Annotated in this window: 27 protein-coding genes and 1 pseudogene; 23 read left to right on the top strand and 5 right to left on the bottom strand. The window is 41.8% G+C overall.

What is annotated here, in order from left to right:
- The 6 genes from BLR65_RS10095 to BLR65_RS10120 form a co-directional block, all read left to right on the top strand.
- The coding region (locus BLR65_RS10095; RefSeq protein ID WP_143122549.1) for an integrase core domain-containing protein at nucleotides 1–279 on the top strand (279 nt) is incomplete at its 5' end.
- A 132-nt stretch (nucleotides 280–411) separates the two neighbouring features.
- Nucleotides 412–684, top strand: a complete 273-nt coding sequence (locus BLR65_RS10100) for a hypothetical protein (RefSeq protein WP_143122550.1) — start codon at nucleotides 412–414, stop codon at nucleotides 682–684.
- A 107-nt stretch (nucleotides 685–791) separates the two neighbouring features.
- Nucleotides 792–1127, top strand: a complete 336-nt coding sequence (locus tag BLR65_RS10105; RefSeq protein ID WP_245692691.1) for a nucleotidyltransferase family protein — start codon at nucleotides 792–794, stop codon at nucleotides 1125–1127.
- Entirely contained in the window at nucleotides 1124–1528 is a 405-nt protein-coding gene (locus tag BLR65_RS10110; RefSeq protein WP_093794076.1) for a HEPN domain-containing protein, read from the top strand. The genes BLR65_RS10105 and BLR65_RS10110 overlap by 4 nt, the downstream gene beginning before the upstream one ends.
- A 137-nt stretch (nucleotides 1529–1665) precedes the next feature.
- Nucleotides 1666–1812 (top strand): DUF2442 domain-containing protein, encoded by a 147-nt coding sequence (locus tag BLR65_RS30425; RefSeq protein WP_211285160.1) that lies wholly within the window; start codon nucleotides 1666–1668, stop codon nucleotides 1810–1812.
- 640 nt (nucleotides 1813–2452) lie between these two features.
- Nucleotides 2453–2857, top strand: a complete 405-nt coding sequence (locus tag BLR65_RS10120) for a cupin domain-containing protein (RefSeq protein WP_093794077.1) — start codon at nucleotides 2453–2455, stop codon at nucleotides 2855–2857.
- 134 nt (nucleotides 2858–2991) lie between these two features.
- Here the strand turns inward: BLR65_RS10120 and BLR65_RS10125 are convergent, their stop codons facing one another.
- Nucleotides 2992–3366 carry a winged helix-turn-helix transcriptional regulator gene (locus BLR65_RS10125; protein ID WP_093794078.1) on the bottom strand — a complete coding sequence of 125 codons (375 nt, stop codon included), beginning with the start codon at nucleotides 3364–3366 and terminating at the stop codon, nucleotides 2992–2994.
- A 216-nt stretch (nucleotides 3367–3582) separates the two neighbouring features.
- Between BLR65_RS10125 and BLR65_RS10130 the strand changes: the two genes are divergently transcribed.
- The 5 genes from BLR65_RS10130 to BLR65_RS10150 all read left to right on the top strand — a co-directional run bounded on the left by BLR65_RS10130 (nucleotide 3583) and on the right by BLR65_RS10150 (nucleotide 8882).
- Nucleotides 3583–3987, top strand: a complete 405-nt coding sequence (locus tag BLR65_RS10130; protein ID WP_169716905.1) for a cupin domain-containing protein — start codon at nucleotides 3583–3585, stop codon at nucleotides 3985–3987.
- Nucleotides 3988–4114: 127 nt separating this feature from the next.
- Nucleotides 4115–4552, top strand: coding sequence for an OsmC family protein (locus tag BLR65_RS10135; RefSeq protein ID WP_245692692.1), 438 nt, complete (start codon nucleotides 4115–4117; stop codon nucleotides 4550–4552).
- Between the two features lie 100 nt (nucleotides 4553–4652).
- Nucleotides 4653–6344 carry a dihydrolipoyl dehydrogenase gene (lpdA, locus tag BLR65_RS10140; RefSeq protein WP_093794081.1) on the top strand — a complete coding sequence of 564 codons (1692 nt, stop codon included), beginning with the start codon at nucleotides 4653–4655 and terminating at the stop codon, nucleotides 6342–6344.
- Nucleotides 6345–6384: 40 nt separating this feature from the next.
- Nucleotides 6385–7365, top strand: coding sequence for a lipoate--protein ligase (lplA, locus tag BLR65_RS10145; protein WP_169716906.1), 981 nt, complete (start codon nucleotides 6385–6387; stop codon nucleotides 7363–7365).
- A 206-nt stretch (nucleotides 7366–7571) separates the two neighbouring features.
- Complete coding sequence (locus BLR65_RS10150) at nucleotides 7572–8882, top strand: MFS transporter (protein WP_093794083.1); 1311 nt, start codon at nucleotides 7572–7574, stop codon at nucleotides 8880–8882.
- Between the two features lie 419 nt (nucleotides 8883–9301).
- Here the strand turns inward: BLR65_RS10150 and BLR65_RS10155 are convergent, their stop codons facing one another.
- Nucleotides 9302–9571 carry an NAD(P)H-dependent oxidoreductase subunit E gene (locus BLR65_RS10155; protein WP_093794084.1) on the bottom strand — a complete coding sequence of 90 codons (270 nt, stop codon included), beginning with the start codon at nucleotides 9569–9571 and terminating at the stop codon, nucleotides 9302–9304.
- 568 nt (nucleotides 9572–10139) lie between these two features.
- Here BLR65_RS10155 and BLR65_RS10160 point away from each other — a divergent pair.
- The 6 genes from BLR65_RS10160 to BLR65_RS10180 all read left to right on the top strand — a co-directional run bounded on the left by BLR65_RS10160 (nucleotide 10140) and on the right by BLR65_RS10180 (nucleotide 15045).
- Entirely contained in the window at nucleotides 10140–10829 is a 690-nt protein-coding gene (locus BLR65_RS10160) for a GntR family transcriptional regulator (protein WP_218130629.1), read from the top strand.
- Nucleotides 10830–11147: 318 nt separating this feature from the next.
- On the top strand, nucleotides 11148–11273 hold the full coding sequence (locus BLR65_RS31370) for a hypothetical protein (RefSeq protein WP_281241515.1): 126 nt from the start codon (nucleotides 11148–11150) through the stop codon (nucleotides 11271–11273).
- Nucleotides 11274–11597: 324 nt separating this feature from the next.
- Nucleotides 11598–11843: a hypothetical protein gene (locus BLR65_RS10165; RefSeq protein ID WP_143122551.1), complete on the top strand. Its 246-nt coding sequence runs from the start codon at nucleotides 11598–11600 to the stop codon at nucleotides 11841–11843.
- A 96-nt stretch (nucleotides 11844–11939) separates the two neighbouring features.
- Nucleotides 11940–12395: a hypothetical protein gene (locus tag BLR65_RS10170; protein WP_093794087.1), complete on the top strand. Its 456-nt coding sequence runs from the start codon at nucleotides 11940–11942 to the stop codon at nucleotides 12393–12395.
- Between the two features lie 124 nt (nucleotides 12396–12519).
- A complete protein-coding gene (locus BLR65_RS10175; protein WP_211285161.1) occupies nucleotides 12520–13812 on the top strand; it encodes an MFS transporter in 1293 nt (430 codons plus the stop codon).
- Nucleotides 13813–13854: 42 nt separating this feature from the next.
- Nucleotides 13855–15045 (top strand): mandelate racemase/muconate lactonizing enzyme family protein, encoded by a 1191-nt coding sequence (locus BLR65_RS10180; RefSeq protein ID WP_093794088.1) that lies wholly within the window; start codon nucleotides 13855–13857, stop codon nucleotides 15043–15045.
- 467 nt (nucleotides 15046–15512) lie between these two features.
- Here BLR65_RS10180 and BLR65_RS10185 read toward each other — a convergent pair whose 3' ends face one another.
- Both BLR65_RS10185 and BLR65_RS30845 read right to left on the bottom strand, forming a co-directional pair.
- Nucleotides 15513–15887, bottom strand: a complete 375-nt coding sequence (locus BLR65_RS10185) for a winged helix-turn-helix transcriptional regulator (protein WP_093794089.1) — start codon at nucleotides 15885–15887, stop codon at nucleotides 15513–15515.
- A 148-nt stretch (nucleotides 15888–16035) separates the two neighbouring features.
- Nucleotides 16036–16214 (bottom strand): annotated as a pseudogene (locus BLR65_RS30845) (IS110 family transposase); the annotation flags it as partial.
- Nucleotides 16215–16437: 223 nt separating this feature from the next.
- On the opposite strand from BLR65_RS30845, the gene BLR65_RS31760 reads away from it, so the two are divergent.
- The 4 genes from BLR65_RS31760 to BLR65_RS10200 all read left to right on the top strand — a co-directional run bounded on the left by BLR65_RS31760 (nucleotide 16438) and on the right by BLR65_RS10200 (nucleotide 20766).
- A complete protein-coding gene (locus BLR65_RS31760) occupies nucleotides 16438–16521 on the top strand; it encodes a hypothetical protein (protein ID WP_373657772.1) in 84 nt (27 codons plus the stop codon).
- 566 nt (nucleotides 16522–17087) lie between these two features.
- Nucleotides 17088–17792 (top strand): FadR/GntR family transcriptional regulator, encoded by a 705-nt coding sequence (locus BLR65_RS10190; RefSeq protein ID WP_169716907.1) that lies wholly within the window; start codon nucleotides 17088–17090, stop codon nucleotides 17790–17792.
- A 318-nt stretch (nucleotides 17793–18110) separates the two neighbouring features.
- Nucleotides 18111–19451 (top strand): MFS transporter, encoded by a 1341-nt coding sequence (locus tag BLR65_RS10195; protein ID WP_093794091.1) that lies wholly within the window; start codon nucleotides 18111–18113, stop codon nucleotides 19449–19451.
- A 133-nt stretch (nucleotides 19452–19584) separates the two neighbouring features.
- The gene (locus BLR65_RS10200) at nucleotides 19585–20766 is read left to right on the top strand and encodes a mandelate racemase/muconate lactonizing enzyme family protein (protein ID WP_093794092.1); all 1182 of its coding nucleotides are present in this window, start codon (nucleotides 19585–19587) and stop codon (nucleotides 20764–20766) included.
- Between the two features lie 14 nt (nucleotides 20767–20780).
- On the opposite strand, the gene BLR65_RS10205 is transcribed toward BLR65_RS10200, so the two are convergent.
- Nucleotides 20781–20963, bottom strand: coding sequence for a hypothetical protein (locus tag BLR65_RS10205; protein ID WP_093794093.1), 183 nt, complete (start codon nucleotides 20961–20963; stop codon nucleotides 20781–20783).
- A 116-nt stretch (nucleotides 20964–21079) separates the two neighbouring features.
- Between BLR65_RS10205 and BLR65_RS10210 the strand changes: the two genes are divergently transcribed.
- Entirely contained in the window at nucleotides 21080–21382 is a 303-nt protein-coding gene (locus tag BLR65_RS10210) for a flavodoxin family protein (protein WP_211285162.1), read from the top strand.
- A gap of 131 nt (nucleotides 21383–21513) precedes the next feature.
- The gene (larC, locus tag BLR65_RS10215) at nucleotides 21514–22041 is read left to right on the top strand and encodes a nickel insertion protein (protein WP_176772724.1); all 528 of its coding nucleotides are present in this window, start codon (nucleotides 21514–21516) and stop codon (nucleotides 22039–22041) included.
- Nucleotides 22042–22125 lie beyond the last annotated feature (84 nt).

Consider the following 22125-nt stretch of genomic DNA (forward strand, 5'->3'; position numbering starts at 1 on the left):
GTATCAGACAAATACCGTGAAGCAACCGAAAAAATGCGGAAAAGCTATTCAAAAAAGGCTTATCCCTGGGATAATGCCTGCATAGAATCCTTTCATTCCTTGATTAAACGCGAATGGCTAAATCGTTTTAGAATTAGGAATTATGAGCAAGCATATAAACTTGTATTTGAATATATAGAAACTTTTTACAACACTGTACGTATTCACAGTCATTGTGAATATAAATCACCTAATCAATATGAAAAAGAGTACATTATAAAATCAAAAGTAGGTGCATAAAATAGTCAATTTTATGTAATAATCTGGGGTTAACCACTCGTTTTAATTTGTACTTTTTCTTGACATAGTACCAATGCGAGCAAGGTAGGTCAGGAATTTGCCGTGTTGAGTGAAAGAAAGGATGCCTACCGTGTGAATGTAGGCGACCCGTCAGCACACTACGTCAGCAAGCAGGATTGCGAGATTGTCGGGACGGATTCGCGTACCTATTTTGGTGATGTAGACAGTGTTCCTGATGATGAATGGATTGATGCTGAAATGGAAGATGGAGCAGACTATTTGCTGCAGTACGCAGTGCAAGGCGAGACGATCTACTATCGCCTGCTTGGCGACAATGATGATGTGGTTGAGCATGGGATGATTTCAAAAACGGTATTGGCGCTGTTGGAAGAAATCAGCTTATGATAGTTGACTAAAATGTATGATAAAGTAGTGAGTTTTGTTATAATAGATATAAATGAAAGAGTGTTAACCATTCAATTGCGTTGGCGCAGGGGGTGTGTGGAGTGACTATGGATTTACTGAAGGCTAAGGACAATGAGCATGTTGCACTGGCTGAACTAAAAAAACGTGTAAAAGAGAAAACGGCAGTTGAACAGGTCGTTGTTTTTGGATCGGTAGCTCGTGGCGAGGCAACCGAGGAGTCTGATCTGGATGTACTAATCCTTACAGAAGAGTCACTTTCCTATTCAGAGGAAACTTCTATATTTGATATAGCTTTCTTTGTTAACATGGAGTATGATACCAACATTAGCGTAGTGGTTGTTCCAAAGGAAAAATGGGAATCTCCCGTTTGGTCGTTGCTGCCACTTCATCAGGCAATTGCCAGAGAGGGAATTGCCGTATGACCGCAGAAGGGAATGTGAAAGAGTTAGCGCGTTACTGGCTGGGCAAGTCGCACGAGGCAGAAGAAAGCGCGACGCTTCTGTTCGAGCATCGGCAATGGTCGGCTTGTGTCAGTAGGTTGTACTACGCCTCGTTTTACGCTATGAGTGCGCTGCTTGCGTTGCGTCAGTTAAGTTACGGAAAGCATTCCGCTGTTAGGGCTAGTTTGCATAGAGATTTTGTAAAAACGGGTGCATTACCTGTAGAGGCGGGTATGGTGTACAATCGGCTGTTTGAATGGAGACAAAAGGCTGATTACGAAGCTTTCTTGGAAATGAATGAGCAAATGGCTGAAGATCTTTTGACACAAGCCAGGGATTTGCTTGCAATCTTACGTAAACATGCAGAAAATGAAATCGGTTGACAGATTTTGAAAGGCGAGAGGAATGCAGGAAATATGTCTAGGGTGCCGCGTGTCAGACAGGTTCAGGCTTGCAATGATTACGTTCTGCGGGTTACGTTTGACAATGGAGTAACGAAGTTGTATGATCCAAGCCTAGATTGAACAACGAGCGCTTTGGCATTTTACGCGATAGAGGCTTTTTCAAAGCCGTGCAGGTTGACGGCGGAGGATTCGGAATTAGCTGGAATGATGATGTTGACTTGAGCGAGAACGAACTTTGGACTAAGGGCAAGGAACTGAATTAGCCGAATTCCAGATTGTGGAATAGGATATGGGATTTGTCTGGTTACGGATCGCCTCCACCAAATGAATCTTCCCTCCACCTGAGATGTAATGGAAATATATTATATCTCAGGTGGAGGTTTTGTTTTATGAAAGTAATTTGTCATTTATGGTGTAGAATTCGAGAAGCCGGATAAAGAAGTACGCAGGCAGCAAAAAGAAGGAAGATATTATTTTTTTGCAGTCGTAGCTGCACAGGTATTTATGCAAATAAAATCAGACACAACACTCCGGATAATGGATTGAAACGTATCAGCGACAAATTAGCAAGATACAAGATCTGCTTGGTGAAACACTAAGTACGGCTAAATCAAAACTAAATAAGCTTTTAATGTTTGAATTGGCTAAAAAGTGTAATATGGATACTTGTTTAGCAGTTTTTTACCAATTTGGTATCTTGCTGCTGATCTACCAAAGGACCAACGTTGGCTAACAAAGAATCCAGTAACTAAAAAGTACCTACTTGTAAATTAGGAATTAAAATCATATATTAAATTATAATGGGCTGTTACAGGCAAGAGCGTTTTGCAGGTCAGACTTATGTTAGCAGGAACGGAGCCGCTACCTTATGTAGTTACCAATAAAATTTTAGGAGGCTTATGAATGCAAAATGTCAAGTATGTTGGCAAGATTGATGATTTACCGCTAATCGACTGCTCCGACTTCATTTTAGGAGCTGAGAAGCGCATCATTTTCGGCCCGGGCCAATTTTGGGATACCTATGTAATGCGGTGCTTTAAGTTAGAGCCCTATTCCGTGGCACCGCCCAATCAGCATCCTTGGGAGCACCAAGCTCTCTGCATCGGTGGAGAAGGGAAATTTATGGTCGGGGACACAGAGTATGACATTGCCAGCGGTTATTGGATGCATGTTCCCAGTAACTGTGAACACACCTTCTGGAACACTTCGGATAAAGAGCAGCTAGTTATTATCTGCATTGTTCCCAAAGAGGGAGATGTAAATCCACTTACCGCCAGTCCCGCTCAAAAGAAATGTGGTTTTTGCTGATGGCGGTGCACCTGTAGTTTTAATTAAAAAGCAAAACAGACGATTCGGGAAAGTAGAATCGTCTGTTTTGCTTTTTGTATAGGTAGGCCATACGTCTTCTATTTTGATTTGTTCGAACACGTTGCGAGCAAATATCAGCATCCATGGGGATTTGTCTGACACTGCTTGCATTTCAAGCAGCGGACGTGCCTTTTCTCGTTATTCAAAAGGTGAAACATTCCCCAACGACGGATCTCTTTCATAATGCTAACCATACTGACACCCAGTTTGGTTAGTGAGTATTCCACTCTAGGGGGATTTTCATGATAGTCTGTTCGCACGATAAGTCCGTCGTCCTCAAGCTCACGCAGCTGATCTGTCAAGACTTTTTGGGATATGTGGGGAATGGATCGCATGAGTTCTCCGAAACGTACACTCTCGTAAGTTAGGAGTTCCTTAATGATGGTAAGCTTCCATTTGCCGCTGATCATAGACAGGGTGGTTTTGATGGGACAACTTTCAGAATTCATGTTGATCCTCCCAACTGATGAAAATAATCTAGTTACAAAAAAGTGCGTATCTAGTCACAAAAAAGTGCGTACTTGTTAAAGATTTAGCTACATTATATATTTAATTCGTAATAAAAGTCAAATGCAGGACTATTGTGGTCGGATCAAAAGAATTTCTATAAATTTGCTTTGGGGAGGGCCTGTTTTGCATTTGTCTAAAAAATGGAGGTCTTTTGTATGGAAAATATCAAGTATGTTGGTAAGATCGATGATTTGCCCCTAATCGACTGCTCAGAATTTATTAAGGGGGCTGAGAAGCGCATCATTTTCGGACCAGGCCACTTCTGGGATAGCCATGTTATGCGCTGCTTCAAATTAAATCCAGGGGCTGTGGCGCCGGACAACCATCATCCTTGGGAGCACCAGGCTTTGTGTATCGGTGGCAAAGGAAAATTTATCGTCGGGGACACTGAGTATGACATTGCCAGTGGTTACTGGATGCATGTTCCCAGTAATATCCATCACACTTTCTGGAACACTTCCGATAAAGAGCAGCTCGTTATTATCTGCATCGTTCCCAAAGAAGGAGATATAAATCCTCTTACGGCCAGCCCCGAGCAAAAGAAATATGCTTTCTGCTGATTGCCTGCCGGCAGTTTGGTAGTAATATTGATGGTTGCCTACATTTTGAAAGCTATGCTTTTTGCCAAACCTTGGGACCATGAGAAAAAACGAATGTTAATTTTATAAGGAGCTGATTATTGTGCCAATGAAAACCCGTAAAGTATCTATACGGCAAAATAAAGCAGTTTGTATGGAAGTTGAGGCCCGCGGCATCAAAACCTATATCGACGAACCGTTAGAATCCGGTGGAACCAACCTTGGCCTTACTCCCATTGAAATGCTTTTGGCAAGCCTTGGTTCATGCTTAGCAATTACAACCTTTATTTATGCTTCGATGCAAGGCATTCAGATTGATGATATCCGGGTGGACGTTGAAGGCGACATTAATACCGATGGCATGATGGTTCCCAATGCGGCAATGACGACGGGTTATCAAAATATTCGCTACCACTTCTTTGTCAAGAGTCCCGTATCGGAGCAACGCATCCGCCAACTGATTGAGCATGCAGAAATGAAATGTCCAGTCGGTTCCACTCTTCGTGACGGTACAACTATGGACGGTCTCGAATTGACGATGCTTTAATAATCACCTAGCAATTTTTGCACTATGAACCCCTGCCGGAGTACTGCCGGCAGGGGGGGGATGTTAGAACATTATTTTTTACGGGAGTATTAATTATATTATGGAAATTAAAATTGGGTTTATTATGGGACCATCTCCTGTCACAGTGGGTATGGTTTTTGTAAAACCAGGCGACCGTGTAAAATCCGGGGACAAGCTAATGGAGTATGAAGCACAGAAAGGTGTTATTCCCGTTATCGCATCGAAGGACGGAACGGTTCAAAAGGTTCTTGTTACGCAAGGTGACAAGGTAAACGCAGACGATATCCTGTTTGAGGTAAATGATGTCTTTACCGAGGCAGCAAATGAAACTAGTGCCGACATTATAAAAGAAACAGATATGAACTGCGAACTATTGATAATCGGTGCGGGTCCTGGCGGGTATGTCGCAGCGATTCGCGCAGCTCAATGCGGCATCGAAACCATAGTTGTTGAAAAAGGTGAGGTCGGAGGCACATGCCTTAACGAAGGCTGCATTCCTACCAAAGCATTTGTCAAAACTGCCCAGCTATTTCACGAGATTTCGGAAAGCGAACGATACGGTATTCATGTACAGGAAGCCGATGTAAATTTTGCAAAGGTTATCCGCCGCAAAAATGAGGTGCGGGATCAATTGAGGCGCGGCGTTGATTCGCTATTGCGTGAACATGGTGTCAAAATTCTGAATGGTGTGGGTTCTTTCTGTTCTGAAAAACAGGTTGATGTCGCAGCACCCGGTGCAATATATCACGTAACCGCTAAAAACATTATTATTGCCACAGGCTCTAAGATTTCCCAACTGCAAATTTCAGGAGCAGATCTTCCCGTTGTATTGAACAGCCAATCAGTACTCGATTTGGAGAAGCTTCCGTCTTCCATCACAATTGTTGGCGGCGGGGTCATCGGCATGGAGTTCGCTTCTATTCTGGTCAGCCTGGGTGTAAAAGTGCATGTCGTCGAATTCTTGGATCGTGTCCTCGCAATGTTGGATAAAGATGTCTCAGGGGAGATACAAGAGCTTTTACAAAGTAGAGGGGTACAGATACATACCTCTTCCAAAGTGATGAGCATCGAGCAGAGTGTCGACGGGCAGGCCATCGTAACCTATCAGCAGGGGGAAGAGGTCTTTAGGCTGGTTAGTGAAAGAGTGCTGATTTCCATTGGACGAGAGCCGAATCTAGACAATTTGCAGCTAGAAAAAGCGGGTGTAAAGCTGTGTGAAAAAAAACGCGGCATTGAAGTGAATGAATTCATGCAGACCAATGTTCCGCATATCTACGCGATAGGTGATGTTACGAATGTGATCCAGCTTGCTCATGTTGCCTCACATCAAGGCTTTTGTGCCATCAACAATATTTTAGGACAAGCGGAAAAAATGGACTATTCCGTCGTGCCGAATGTAGTTTTCACCAACCCGGAAGCGGCCGCCGTTGGCATGACGGAAGCCGAATGCGAAAGACAGCGGATCGCGTTCCGTGTTGCAAAATTTCCTTACTATGCGAATGGCAAAGCGCTGATCATGAATGAGACAAAAGGCTTTGTAAAATTGGTGCAGGATAGTACCAGCAAAAAAATTATTGGTGCAAGCATTGTAGGTCCAGATGCAGATACTGCTATCAACATATTATCTTTTGCAATCCGCTTTGGCTTGACAGATAAGGATATTGCAAGTGTTATCTTCCCTCATCCCACCACTAGCGAAACCATTTTTGAATGTGCGTCGGGCTTGACGAATGCGTCAATTCATTTGCACAAGAACGATTATCTGAAATAGGAGATGTTTCCTAACACTTGTTACGGGAGGGGTGTTGTTTTTGTTGCTGGTACACAACAACTCACTTGATCCTTACTATAATCTGGCGTTGGAAGAATATTTGTTAACGAATTTTCAAGAAGATATTCTGTGCCTTTGGCGAGATAAGCCGACAGTCGTTGTTGGCAAAAACCAGAATACCGTAGAAGAAATCAATTTAGATTATATACAGCGCGAAAATGTGATGGTGGCTCGCCGCTTAACAGGTGGCGGAGCAGTCTATCACGATCTTGGAAATGTAAATTACACCTTAATCATACCTTATGTCCAAGATGAATTTGGTGATTACAGAAAATTTACACAGCCGATTATTGCATTTCTTAAAACACTGGGAATCACGGCAACTCTTTCTGGCAGAAATGATTTATGTATAGAAGAACGGAAGATCTGCGGAAATGCACAAGCTGTAGTGAATGGAAGGCTTCTGCATCACGGATGCATCCTATTTTCATCCGATTTAGCTGTGCTTGCTGATGTGCTACGCCCCAATCCCGCAAAAATAGAAGGTAAGGGAGTGAAATCAGTTCGCAACCGTGTTACTACTATTTTACAGCATTTAGAGGAAAGGATAAGCGTAGAAGAATTCTGCACGGCCCTGCAAGAGTATTTTTTGCAGGTTGTACCAGACTTAAGGCCGTATACGCTGAGTATGCAGCAAGCGGAGGCTGTCCGTGAATTAGCTCGTAATAAATATGCTTCCTGGAAGTGGCAATACGGTGTTTCGCCTCAATATTCATGGAAAAACTGCAAAAAGTTTGCCCATGGTTTTGTGGATGTCCGTATGGAAATCAGCGAAGGCAAAATTGATCAAATTAAAATTTTTGGAGATTTCTTTGGCCTTGAGGACATCGCAAAACTAGCTGATACTCTACGCGGCTGCCTTCATGAAAAAGCGGCTATTATGGAGATTTTAGGACAGGTATCCATCGAACAATATATCTACGGCGTGACCGCGGATGATCTCTGTGCTTTGTTAGTTTAAAGGATAAGTTGTAAAATGCATTGTAAAACGACTTGCGCCCAAAGGGGTAATGTCTGTATACAGCTCGTAATTTCCTGGCCTCTTATGCTGAAGAACTGATTTTGTTGTTTCATATTCCTGAAAATTCGTATAAAACCGGGGTAACACTCGCTCGTTCGCAACTGATAGTTTCGATAGATCCTAATATATAGTAAGGAGGTTCATAAATGTTAAAAAACTTACAGGCAAGAAAGTACTTCTATATTATTTTCCCGTTGTTTATTGGATCGATCATGGCCTACCTTGATCGAGTCAATGTTGCCTTTGCAGCGTTGACAATGAACAAAGATATGGGATTTTCCGCCGAACAATTTGGAATGGGAGCCGGTATTCTCTTTTTTGGTTATATGCTTTTTGGAGTTCCAGGGGCACTCATTGCAGAGCGCAAAAGCCCCCGCGTATGGCTGGCTATAATATTGGTCGTTTGGGGAGCGGTATTAGCTTTCATGGCGTTTATGCAGAATGCCATGCAGTTTTATATCCTGCGCTTCTTGTTGGGGGCATGTGAAGCCAGTTTCTTCCCTGTGGTTTATGCTATTATTATGCCTCGCTGGTTTAATACCAAGGAAAGACCGGCAGCTATGTCACTTTTTTTGTCGTCAATGCTCCTATCAGGGGTCATTGGCGCACCCCTTGCCGGTTGGCTGCTAGATGTTTCAGTTTTGGGACTCAAGGGATGGCAATCTTTATTTTTGCTCGAAGCTTTTCCTGCTATTGCATTAGGTATTGGTTATTTATATTGTCTGCCGGACTGGCCGAAGGATGCAAATTGGCTATCTCCGGAAGAGAAGCAACTGCTGACCACAGAATATGAACAGGAAATCACCGCGAAAAATGCAGTCCGGAAATTTACGGTTTGGGAATCTTGTAAAGATAAAAAAGTTCTGAAACTATGTGGAATCTTCTTTTTATGGATGACCGGTTTTTGGGGGTTCAATTTTTGGATGCCTACCGTCCTTAAATCGGTATCCGGCTGGTCCAACTCACAAATGGGTTGGCTTATTGCAATACCGATGACAATAGCCTTTATTGGTTTCATTCTGTGGGGGATGTCATCTTCCAAATCGGGGGAAAAACGGTGGCACATGGCCTTGCCGTTATTCATGGGGGCAATTGCGATGGCCGCTGGGCCGTTCGTTACTGATCCCTGGTTTAGTCTTGCACTTGTCACCGTGAGTGCATTAGGCTTATATATTGGACTAGGGGTCTGGTGGTCCTATCCTACGACGTTTTTATCCGGTTCAGCTGCCGCTGCAGCGACAAGTTTAATTAACTCAATCGGCTGCACCAGTGGCTGGGCTGGACCGTACTTTACCGGTTATATTAAAGATATGACAGGCTCATTTCAGGGGGCATATATCGGTATGGCTGTTTCTATTGCCATAGCAGGTTTATTTCTCTTAACGTTAGATAATGGGCTTGTGACTGTTAGTACAGAAAAAAGGTATAATGCTATGAGCGATGCCAAGAAGGCATAAAGCCCACTTATGGTGTAACTCTACTTAAGAAAATTGACATCCGTTCGATCATTTTATAACAACTTCCTTAATATATAACATCTTTTAGGGAGGTTGTAAGGATTGTCCAATGTACGGACAATCCTTACAAAAGCATTCCTGTAATATGTGAAATGAACTTTGAGAAATAAACAAACCCTGGTATGATTTATGTGTGTCTCGCAAACACAAAAAATCATACTAGGGGGGCGTAAACTGTGAAGAACCTGTCTTTATAAGTCTTTAGACCCAGGTTGTACTAAAGAGGCTATCGCAATAAAAAATTGAGGCGGCCTCTTTTATGCTTCATTGGAGATTTAATTAATTTTTAAAGATGTTGCCTTTAAATTTCAGGCAGGTTTCCAGGAAGATGGATATTGGTGAAGCTGGGGCCTGGTTAGCTACGATTTATTTAATGGAGACATGATAATATCCTTTAAGACTTTTTCCACAAGAATCCTATGAACTTTATCTTTAGTGACGTTAGTTATAACTTCATCATTTAATTTGATAACTACCCCTTCGGTACATTTCCCTTGGCAGAAGTCTCCATCGATATCTATCTCGCTCTTAATCTTATAACGTTCTATCAATACCATAAATGCATTTAAAACATCTGAGGCACCACGTAACTGGCATTTACTTCCAAAACAAATTGATATTGTAAGCATTTATTTTCCTCCAGAGTTTTTGATACTGTCTATATATTATCATTGCCTTTATCCCCTCTTACCAGGGGGGGTATATGTCACAACGTAATTCATAAAAATCACATCGCTCATCCGACGAAAACCTTTCTCTAAAAAGAGGAAGGCCAAAATGCTATTCGACCGCCAATTTACAGATGGCATAATAACAAAACGCTTACCAGCCTGTACAATAAGTTGGTAAGCCATCTTCATAATACACTACTTTCTTCATTATTTTATATCATATAATAGCAAACGAGTCCCAATATATCAATAATAATAAATTTATTAGTAAGTTTAACATTACCTAGTCTTAGGCCGATTAGGGAAGAAATTCAATTTAGAAGCTGATTTTCTTGGTTCGCCAGCGTTTGAGGCAAATTCGCAAATCTATTTTTATGTTCGTGCTGCCGGGCAAAAGAATCAGTTAAGGAGCATGATGAGCTAAGACAGCCTGAATAGGGTAAAAGCGGTAATGCTATTCTATGAATTATCATAACAGGTAGCATCTAGTTGAAATTATATATGATTTAATTTATAATATAACATTATGATTAAATGCAATAGTAATAACAATACAGAAACTGAAAGCCCGCGAATGATGAAAACACGGCAAGCTTATGAGTTTATTCGCTCACGGATTATTGATGGTACTTATGGACCAGGCGATAAAATCGTCATGGATCGTGTTGCGGCTGAATTAAATTTTAGTATAATACCCGTTAGGGAGGCCATTCGTCGATTAGAAGCGGATGGTCTGGTTCAAATTATTCCATACAGTGGAGCTATCGTACAAATGCTGAATGCATCTGACCACGAAGATACTCATTGGGTGCAGTCATTCCTGGATGGCGGAGCAACCTTCTTGGCAGCCGGAAAAATGACATGGCAAGATATTGATGAACTTGAAAGAATAAATCAAGACATGCAGAACGCATTGGATGATTTTGATTTCGAGAAGTTTGGTGAGTTAAATAGTCAATTTCATGAAAAAATTTACGAAAAATCCAACAATACATATCTCATTGAACGCTTAGAACAAGTGCGTCAGCGCATGGCGCAAATTCGCAAAGCGATTTTTACGTTCGTTCCACGCCGTGCCAAAGAATCGGTCCAAGAACATAAGGAGCTAATTCGGTTATTTAGAGAGTCGGCTCCACCAGAAAAAATTGAAGAATTTGCTCGTCTGCATAGTCTGAGAATGCTTAAGGCTATTAAGCAAAGCAAAACAACTAAATAAAAGTATAGAATAAATAACACTATCCAAGTGCCGAGGACATAAGTCCTCGGCTTTTTTGTTGTTTGAACGAATAAAAAGATTCGAAACGCATAAGTCTTTTTTTGCAGTTTTATAAGAAAAAAAGAAATATTAAAAAAATATGTTGAAATACATCAAAAAATAATATAAGATAATTATAATAATCATATAAGATATCACAATAAATAATATAAGATTATACCGATAAATTAATTAGTATAAATGGTCAATTGCACTAACTCGAAAGGCGGTGAGAGGGTATAGCACTGATAATCTGAGGAAAGGAGGCACGGTTTATCAATGTTAAGTGAAATTGGTTACGCCAGAATATCGTTTACGAAACAGCAAAAACAATGCGGGTCAGAAAAAAATGATGGCTATCTTATTTATGGCGATTGTTGTCGTGAAAAAGATATTGCAACGTAGAAAACATATGAAGGTGTTTTAATAAGGTATGGTGGACATGGAAAGCGCAAAGATAACAATATATAACGTAGAAGCTGGCATTTGAGTGAATTTATAGTAGAAAGGCGATGTTTAATATGCTTCTTATGACTCATGTTGATAATATAAATGCCGACCATGTGCCATATTTGATTGAACAATTGATGAAGAAGGGCGCTGGCGGAACGAGGTATTAGGCGAATTAATACCGATCATATTTCTTTTAAGTCATCGTTAGAAACAATGAAAGTCTCGCTAATAAATACGGAGCATAGAGTATTGTGGGAAAGTAATGTGGATGTCAAGGTGATCAAAGATAATTTAGGTATCCCCATTGCTGTACGAGTTGAGTACGAGTGCTTAAAAAATGCGGCAAAGGCTATTGAAAAAGAAGGATCAGGGATTACATTTCATGAGTTAAAAGAAATGATTGAAAGCAATGCTTTAAAATATTTTAAGAAAACAGGTTTTGAAATTAATATAAAAGCCAATAAGCACGTTAATAAAGGAATCGGAAAAATAACAATTTTCAATAATTTTATGCTGGTTTAGTGGTTCTGCACAATAGGACATTGCAATAAGTGTAGGGTCGTTGAGTAGGGTCTTAACGGAGCTAGTATAAAGATTGACAACCCAAACTTTGCCTATATGCCTTTGGACAATGTACTAAAAGTCGGTGTGGGGGCTGCAAAGGAGGCAGGTGCCGACGCTGCCAATGCCGCCTTGATCGTAGCGGTACTCCTAAACCTTGTCGGGACGAAATCTCGTGCCGGTGTACCGGCAGGAAACCGCAAGCTGGGTGCTATGGCTCGTATCGTAGCTGGGGCAGACCGCGCAGGAGTGTCGACTATTCCTACAGGGAAACGCAACTGCAAGGTTTCCGGCTTTGCAGCTGTCAAAGCGTTATATGAAGCCATGGAAAAAGGTGAATTGGTACAAGTAGACGGGGCAGATATTCCCTCATTCGTCTCTGGCAGCACAACATATGGTCACGGTGCGTTAGGGGAGGATTTTACCTATGTTGACCTAGCACTTAATGGCACAAAGATTGCCGTAGAGGGTAAGAAGAAAGCGTACCACGGGGTAGGGACCTGTAGTAATTAATCAACTAAATTAATTACAGAGAGGAGCCAGGATAGGGAGGACAAGTTGACACAGTGTTCCGTGAGAGGATCACCGAATGGGTTATCCAAGTGCTCAATAAATTACAAGTGGAGGCGGATAAGTTATGTCAAGTCCAATAGAGTCAATTAAAGCTGAGATAATGCCAGAAAAGCCGACAAAGCAAAGACTTTTTTTAGTAGCCATATTATGCATTGGTTTATTCGTATGCTTTTTGGATCGGGTTAATATTTCTGTGTTAGTCGCAAATGAAGCGTTTTTAGTTGATATGGGGATCAAAGGTCAACCTGTTAAAATCGGCATGCTAATGTCAGTGTTTTTGGCAGTTTACGGAATCTCTAATTTTGTGTTAGCTCCGATAGGCGATTATCTGGGACCGCGCAAAGCCATGTCTCTCTGTGTGGCTATCTGGGCATTATCCCTATTTGTCGGCGGCATTGCCACTACCTTCACGACCATGCTTGTTGCCCGGGTCATACTGGGGATGGGGGAAGGTCTTTATTATCCGCTGCAGAGCGTATTCGTTAAAAACTGGATTCCGCCACAGGAACGCGGCCGGTCTAACGCGGCATGGTCTATTGGTCAATCGCTCGCACCGGCTGTGGCTATGCCTTTTTTTGCTTACGTTGTTGGCACTTGGGGCTGGCGGGACGGTTTCTGGGTTGCACTGGTAATTACTTTGATTCCGTTATATCTGTTTTGGTTTCGGACAACAGATACCCCTCGTACACATAAAAAGGTTAATGCCCTGGAACTTAAGCATATTGAGGAAGGGTTAGCCACAGAACAGCAAGGCCAGGAAGCTACTAAAGATACTTTTAAGCAGCGCTTTATGACCTTCGCCGGCAATTATCGCTATTGGCTGCTTGTCTGTTGGTACATGATGATGAATATTATCGCCTGGGCAATGCTATCCTGGTTGCCTACGTATCTAAAGTCGGCACGCGGCTTTACGTGGACGGAAATGGGTTGGCTGGCTTCATTGCCTTTTGTACTTGGCGTTATATTAAAAGTCTTTGCCGGTTGGATTACTGATCGTACCGGCAAAAATGCGCCGCTTCTTGCCGGCTGCATGTTCGTGGCAGCGGTATCTATGTACTTTGCCGCCTCTGTTTCCGGGAAATATCCGGCGGCATTGTTTTTAACCTGCGCAACAGCTTCCAATGTAATGGCAATACCGGCGGCCTGGACGCTGTTGCAAGGATTGGTGCCTGCCAAAACACTGGGGACTGCAGGCGGAGTAATGAATGGAATTTCTACAGGAACGGCAGCTTTATCACCAATGTTTCTCGGCTTCGTTATTAGTTTAGGCAATTACTCGGCCGGGTTATATGCGCTGGTAGCAGTGGGGCTGATTGGCTCGGTGTCAGCAGCTGTTTTGGTATATCAAAAGTATTAAAGTTCCATAAATAAAAATTACAAAAATCAGGAGGTAGTAGAGATGAAAATTACCAGTATTGACGTTTTTGAAGTGCCAACGGAGTTTGCGACCGCAATTAATAAATTTAGTCCGATAGTTGTTCGCATAAACACGGACGAAGGAATCTCAGGGTTCGGCGAAGTTGGGATGGCTTACGGACTCGGAGGGTCGGCAGGGTTTGGCATGGCTAAGGATCTGGCAAAACTTTTGATTGGCATGGACCCGATGAAGAACGAGCTCATCTGGAATACGATGCAGAAGAAAACCTTCTGGGGCCAGGGAGGCGGCACGGTTGTTTCCGCCGGGATGAGCGGTATCGATATTGCCCTGTGGGACATAAAAGGTAAAGCGTACAACATGCCGGTCTATCAGCTTTTGGGCGGAAAAACGCGGGATAAGATAAGAGCGTATGCCAGTCAGTTACAATTTGGCTGGGGGCTAGGTAAGGATAAGCAAATGCTTACGGAACCGTCGCAATATGCCGAAGCCGCAATGGCTGCCGTTGCCGAGGGCTACGATGCGATAAAGGTTGATGCGATTGCTATGGATATGCAAGGGAATTGGAATAAGCATAAGCTGAATGGTGTTCTTAGCGATCAGGTAGTGCGAGTGGGCTATAATCGCCTCAAGGCGATCAGGAAAGCTGTAGGACCCGATGTGGATATAATTGTCGAAAACCATGCGCTAACTGATACTACTGCCGCTATTCAGTACGGCAGAATGATTGAAGAATTAAAAATACATTATTATGAAGAGCCGGTTATGCCGCTTAATCCCAAGCAAATGAAAAAAGTAGCCGATAACGTAAAGATCCCTATTGCCGCCGGGGAACGGATTTACACCAGATGGGGCTACCGGCCGTTCCTTGAGGACGGATCGATTGCCGTCATTCAGCCTGATATTTGCACGTGCGGCGGATTAACTGAGGCCAAGAAAATCTGCGATATGGCGCATATCTACGACGTGACTGTGCAAGTTCATGTTTGCGGTGGACCGATTTCCAACGCTGCCGCACTGCACGTCGAGGCCGCCATCCCTAACTTCGAGATTCATGAGGAACACAGATTCTTTGCCATAGAATCAAATATCAATAAATGTAAATATCAATATTTACCGAAGAACGGGTCGTATGAGGTGCCTGATCTTCCCGGAATCGGGCAAGAGCTAACGGAAGAAGCGATCAAAGAGTCTATTATGGTAACAGTGAAATAGGATCGTTACGCAGGATAATTGCCTCTTTAAAGTACAATTCCCTGGGCAAGACAGAAGCATTCACGCTAACGCGTGCATACTTCCGTCCCGACCAGGGAAGAGCGTTATCAAGGAGCAATGAATAAATTTACTTTTAACAAAGTCACTATTTCTTGTCATAAGGGAATCCGATTTACACAAAATTATCTGCAGATCCAAGATTTCCCCTTACCTCGGGCTTTTCGAAGCCCGGGGATTGTTTTTTGATGCAATAAGAAAAACGTTAGCGCGGTCCGTACTCTCTATCCCTTTCTTTGCTGCTTATTAAGTTGCTTCCAAGCGGCAATTTCCACAGCCGGGGCAAGCTTTGCTTGCGGTAACGGCGTAGGAGCTTATTCGTAGCAAAGAAATTTGCCTAAGCTACCCTTGATAAAGAAAGAAGGCCATCACACTAATTTCTTAGTGTGAAAGCCCTTTAAGATCAACAACTATATCTGGTCGCAGGTTTTACAAGGGGCTAAGGTTTTTTTTATTTCGGTTTTCTTGAATCTTCTTGACCATTCGCAAATGGTTTGAAGTATTGGCAAGACTGAGCGTCCCTTATCGGTTAATGAGTATTCTGTTTTCGGAGGCATTTCATTATATTGTTTTCGAGTGATCATTTCGTCGGAAATCATCTCTTTAAGCATGGCGGCCAGAACGGCATCTGTGATATTGGATAACTCATTACGGATAGCGCTATAGCGCATAGTACCATTTGATGCTAATATGCAGATGATTCTTGACTTCCATTTGCCGCCAAATATGTCAAGGCCATACTCAAGTGGGCAGAGAATTTCTTTTTCTAATTTATGTTGATACATATGTTAAACTCCATTACTATGATTTTTGATAGTACTAATAAATTTATTAATATTTGTATTTATTATAAAAGTAAAGTATATTGAAGTCAAGAATTTATTAGTAAACACGTCACTTTGACATCTTTGAGTTTAGTCAATACGGTATCATAGCTTCTTTTTTATCGTTTCCCGACTTTCCTAATTTCATGATTTTGGTAAAATGGGCGTATAAAGGGTTCAGCACATATTTTTTGAGAGGTCGTTTGATTTTAGGAAGAAGAACGGTAAATGGTAGAGGCCCGTGGATTTCACGAAGAAGATGGGCTTACTATTTAATCGCTCTTCTTCCTATTTTAGGATTGAGGCTGATCATGTGATGGTGTAATGAAGAAGATTTTATTTATCTAGAAAGATGGAAAATGGGATGAAGGTAAGCTTACAGACGACAATATGCTGGCAATAAGTGCTTATTAAGGTAAACGACTTTTTGATGGAGCTGCTGAGATATTCGGCAGGAGAGGCCCTTCAAGAAGTCAGTAGGCAAGATACTGCATAAACTTCTCATAAACAGATTTTTCAAGCGATTAGAGAGCAAAATAGCGATATGGCCGGTACTCTAATGCAGGAACATTTGCGTGAGATGAGCGCATTATAAATGCCAATGCAACGGCGAATTCGTACACGCTTGGATGTGTAGCAGTGCTGATTGACGGTAACTAAATTAGTACCAGATGCTTACGCATATATCAGGAAAATAACAGGAGGTATTATCAGAAAATGGAGATGGAATTTAATCTAGGTATATTGAAAGTGACTCTGGAATTTGGGGATTGTATCACAATTTGTGTGAATGGAATAATATGACAATTGAATGCGCATACTAGTACTGCTTTGCCCCTGCGCAGGATGAGGCAACGCAGAGGTGCGACTTGAGCGGCGCGGGAGATTTGGGAGGCGGCGGATTTAGAGATTCGCCGTTTTTCTATGTCAAACCTTAAGAGTGTCCGCTGACTTGGAAAACCAAAGCTGCTTTGTTTATCAATGTATCCAGTTTATGTTTTTCTAGCCTTATGACTAGTCTCTAAAAATGTGGCCGTATAAGAAAGTGGACATTGGGTGTAGGAGACGGAGCAATTTAGTATTTGACAAACCTAGAAGCAACTGTTAGCATGTTGAGTGACAACCGTCATCTTGGGTTCCTAGACAATGAGGAGTGGGAAAATGTCAGTACTAAAGCGGAAAGTTATACAAAAGCTAGCAAAAGAAAGTGTTACGGATCAGATTTATGAAGTTTTGAAAGACTATATTACTTCAAAAGAGTGGGAGCCAGGGCATAAATTGCCGTCTGAGAATGAACTGGCCGAACAATTTGGCGTAAGTAGAATGTCGGTACGCATGGTACTGCAGAAATTGAATACCCTAGGATTAACCGAAACCAGAGTGGGAGAAGGAACGTTTGTAAAAAAATTTGATTTCAAAAGTTATCTTAGTGAGGTATCTGAGTTTGTTATCGATCAGGATATGGTTTTTGATCTCAATGAATTTCGAATGTATTTTGAATTGCCTATGCTACAACTCGCTATTAACAAGGCAACTGACGAAGAAATTATAATACTCGAGGAAAAAACAAAAAAATTTCTTCGGGCGGAAAACATCGATGAACTGGCCCGTTACGACTATGAATTTCATCTTGAAATTTGCAAGATGGGAAAAAATACCCTATTTATTATGTTTTTTGAACAAGCGGCCGGGTTAATCCAAAACTATTTGCGAACTAATATAGCCGCTAGTCTAAATGGCATAAAAACAGTAAAAGATATTTTCGATTACCATAAGGAAATCGTTAACGCTATCAAAGCAAGAAAGTTCGAGGAAGCGAAATGTGTATATATTAATATGATGAACGTACTTTGGGACAGTCAATAGTGGCATAATTTTTAAAAAATTTGATTTTTAGAGAATAATGAGATATTGACAAGAGTAAAAATGACTGCTATATTTAACTTGTATAACAACCGACAACCGACAACTAACAACGGTCCAACGGTTTCGGTTTATTATCGGCATGCCGGACTGTATTTTAAAGATGTAGTTATAACTATTTTCCAACTAGCAGGGGTAATGTATTTGTTTAACCTAGGTTAAAGGATTGGCAAATAAAGGAGGGGGATAAGAAAAAATTTACATACAACAGGACCTTCGAACAGTTGATGTTAATCAATCTAAAATTTGGGGGAGAAGACGATGAATCCTGTAACTTCCAACGAAACTGTTGGATTAGCAATTGATTCTCAAACAGCTTCACGGATATTGGGCAAGGTGAAGTGGAGAATTCTATCATTGGCGTTTTTGTTGTATTTTTTTAATGTCGTAGATCGACTGAATATTGGCTATGCCGCATTACAAATGAACAAGTCACTAAATATTTCCCCGGTCGATTTCGGCACTGTGGCGTCCATGTTTTTTATAACTTATTTGCTTTTTCAAGTACCGGCAAACATGATCCTTGAGCGTTCCCGGGCCAACCGGTGGATAGGATTCATCTTAATCGCGTGGGGCGCAGTAACGGTAGCAACATTTTTTGTCAAAGATGTTACGCAACTGACAATTTGCCGATTATTGCTGGGCGTGTTCGAATCCGGCTTTTTTCCGGGAATGATCTATTATTTTTCCTGCTGGTTTCCATCAAGGGAACTAGGAAAAGTCACAGCAGTTTTTATGGTGGCGGCGTCGGTATCTTCAGCTGTTGCATCGCCAATTTCCGGCTGGATTGTACAGAATGCTAACTGGATGGGATATGAAGGTTGGCGGTGGCTGTTTGCCGTTGAGGGCATACCTACATTATTGTTAGGAATCGTTGCAGTTTTCGCAATGACCAATTCGCCAAAAGAAGCGAAATGGCTTACCCCAGCGGAACAAGATTGGCTAATCAACGAAATCGAAGCCGACAAGAAGGGCAAAGGGGCGGTTGATCGTTTAGGCGTAAAACAGATTATAACGAACGGAACCTTATGGCGCTTGGCTGGAATTTATGGCTTTGTGCAAGCTGCGCAACAGGCAGGTACGTCCTGGATGCCGACAATCGTGAAGACCTTTTCCAGCAATTTTTCTGATGCTCAGGTAGGTGTTATCATGGCAATGCCCTTTATTTGCGCTTCGATCGTAATGCCGATATGGGGAGCTCACTCGGACAAGCAACAGGAGCGAAAGTATCATACTGGAATTGCCTGTTTGGTGTTTGCCTTCGCTTTCGTAATAATGGCACTGGCCAATAATCTAGTAGTGAAGTTAATCGGACTGGCGCTGTTTGGCGTAGGAGCATTCAGCTATTACGGACCATTCTGGGCTTTGCCAAGCATGACACTGCCGCCGGCGGCTATAGCGGTTGGCGTAGCAGTAATCAACTCCAGTTCCAGCCTAGGAGGCTTTATTGGAAATATTGCCAACGGCTATATAGCTAAGGAGTTTGGATTAAATGGAACTCTCTTTTTTTCAGTATTCTTATGCCTGGTATCTACCGTCCTGGTCGTAACAATGCGCATTCCTAGTAAGGGCAAGAGTAAGATAGAGAAATTTAGCGACTAGATCGGGGCGATGATTGAATCAGTAGAGTTCTGCTAAGCTTTTCGGAGTTAGTGTTAGTGCAAGTCCTGCTAGGCAAAGAAAATAGGAAATGGGTCAATGAAATATTTTAAATATAAGAAAAGGTGAAAAGAAAATGATAATTACCAAAATTGACGTTATGCAAGTACATAAGGAGCCAACATCTTTAATTCCTTGGAGACCAGTCCTCTGCCGCATTTATACCGATGAAGGAATCTATGGAGACGGCGAAGCAGCGGTTGCGTATATTTCAGGAGCTCCAGCTGCTTTCGGGATGGTCAAAGATCTGGCTGCTATGCTTATTGGTCTGGATCCTTTGGATAATGAAAAAATTTGGGAAATTATGTATAAGAGGACTTTTTGGGGACAGAACGGCGGCCCCATCATATTTGCTGGAATGAGTGCCATAGACATCGCCCTTTGGGATATAAAGGGCAAATACTTCGATGTACCAGTATACAAGCTTCTGGGCGGTAAGAAGAGAGACAAACTGAGAACCTATGCCAGTCAGCTCCAGTTTGGATGGGGCGAAGGTATTACACCAGCTATAACGCCAGAAGATTATTACAATAACACTAAGAAAGCCATGGCTGAAGGATATGACTGCGTCAAGGTAGACTTCTTTACGTTTAGAGAGGATGGCAAGCAGTTTGATGAAGAGGATAGAACCGGCCTGCTAAAACCTTATTATGTAAAACTTGTCGAGTCGCGCGTTGCCGCAGTCAGAGAGGCTGCGGGAGAGAACGTGGACATTATCATGGAAAACCATTCGTTCCTAGATGCCCAGAGCGCAATACAGTTGGGACGTGTCGTACAGAAATACAATATCTTCTATTATGAAGAACCGAATACCCCGAATCCTAAAACTGCCAAGTATATCCGCGAGTCGCTGCAAATGCCTATCGCCAGCGGTGAACGCATCTACTCCAGATGGCAGTATGCACCTTACTTTGAAGATCAATCCATCCAACTGATTCAACCGGATCTTGGAAACTGCGGCGGCATAACAGAAGGAAAGAAAATCTGCGATATGGCTCATGTCTATGATATTGGCGTGCAGGCCCATGTTTGCGCCAGTCCCCTTTCCACTGCGGCAGCTCTTCATCTAGAAGCAGTGATTCCAAACTTTGTTATCCATGAACATCACGTATTCAACTTGAGTTCTTGGAACAAGAGACTTGCTGTTCATGACTATCAACCGGTCAATGGTGAGTACAGTATTCCTGAACTGCCGGGTCTTGGCAATGAAATCTCTGAATATGCCTTTGCCAACAGTGAAAAAGTGACTGTGAAATAAGGTATTTAGAGCAATCAGGCAACAATTTGAAACAGGACATGATAGGAAACAGCTAAATTTCTTATCATGTCCTCTCCCCAAAAAAGTGAATGAATAAGATTTTCCTGCGATATAATCAACCGAAAGATCGCAGTTAACTGAGTTGCCATACCGGAAGCCGACGGATTTGAATTTGGATAGGCATCATTGAAACTCATTCCTTAATCGGATCTTCCCGGCATTGGCCAAGAGCTGATTAGTGAAGCGATTGCAGCAGCGATTCTGTGGAAAGACCTGAATACGACAATTTTACCTAATGAGTGGAGGAAATCTTATGAAAGTAAAATCAATGAATCTAATTTATTTTTCCCCTACGGGGACAACAAAAACAATTATTCAGGGTATTGCACGCGGAATTAATCAAAGCTCTGTAGAATTGATGGACATTACTAAGCCAAATATAAGAAAACAACAACTACACATATTGGCTAATCAATTACTTGTAGTTGCTGTTCCAGTTTATGTTGGCAGAATACCTGCTCTTGTAACTAAATGGCTTAATACAATTAAAGCTCATAATACACCTGTAGTATGTATTGTCGTTTATGGCAATCGTGAGTATGACGATGCATCCTGACTGGCTTGTGCTAAAATGATTTTGAATTTTAGAGGTTAAGGAAGCTTTGAATCACATAGAATACCAGTTTAAAGTATTTGCTAGTATTTATGTCAATTTGTAATAAAAGGTGATGACTTTATATGCTTCTCATGACTCATATTGATAATATAAATACCGACCATGTTCCATATCTAATCGACCAATTGATGAAGAAGGGGGCAGGTAATGTCCATGTAATAAATGCGATGACCAAGAAGGGCAGGCAAGAGTATATTTTATTAATTGATACACCTGAAGCAAATGAATACATAATTAGTAGTTATCTCGCCGTTGAATTAGGAACTTTAGGTATTAGACGAATTAATGCCGACCATATTTCCTTTAGGTCATCTATAGAAACAATGAAAGCATCTCTAACAGACGAGAAAGGCACAGTAATATGGGAAGACAATATAGATATCAAACTGACTAAAGACGGTTCTGGTATTCCTCTTGCTGCCCGTGTGGAATATGAGTGTTTGAAAGCAGCGGCAGAATCTATTGAAAAAGCAGGTTCGGGAATAACCTTTCATGAGTTAAGAGAGAGGGTTGAAAGTAATGCTCTGAAATGCTTCAAGAAAACAGGTTTTGAAATCAAGGTAGAACCGTTACCTAAGTCAGATAAACAAGAATATTGAATAAATAAAATAACCATTGTTTGCCTAGAGGCAACTATGCAAAGTTTAGATGTTAGTTAGTTGCTTCCGCATGAATGGTATTTG

Origin of the sequence: Sporomusa acidovorans (genome assembly GCF_900101845.1) — a bacterium.
Taxonomy (GTDB): domain Bacteria; phylum Bacillota; class Negativicutes; order Sporomusales; family Sporomusaceae; genus Sporomusa; species Sporomusa acidovorans.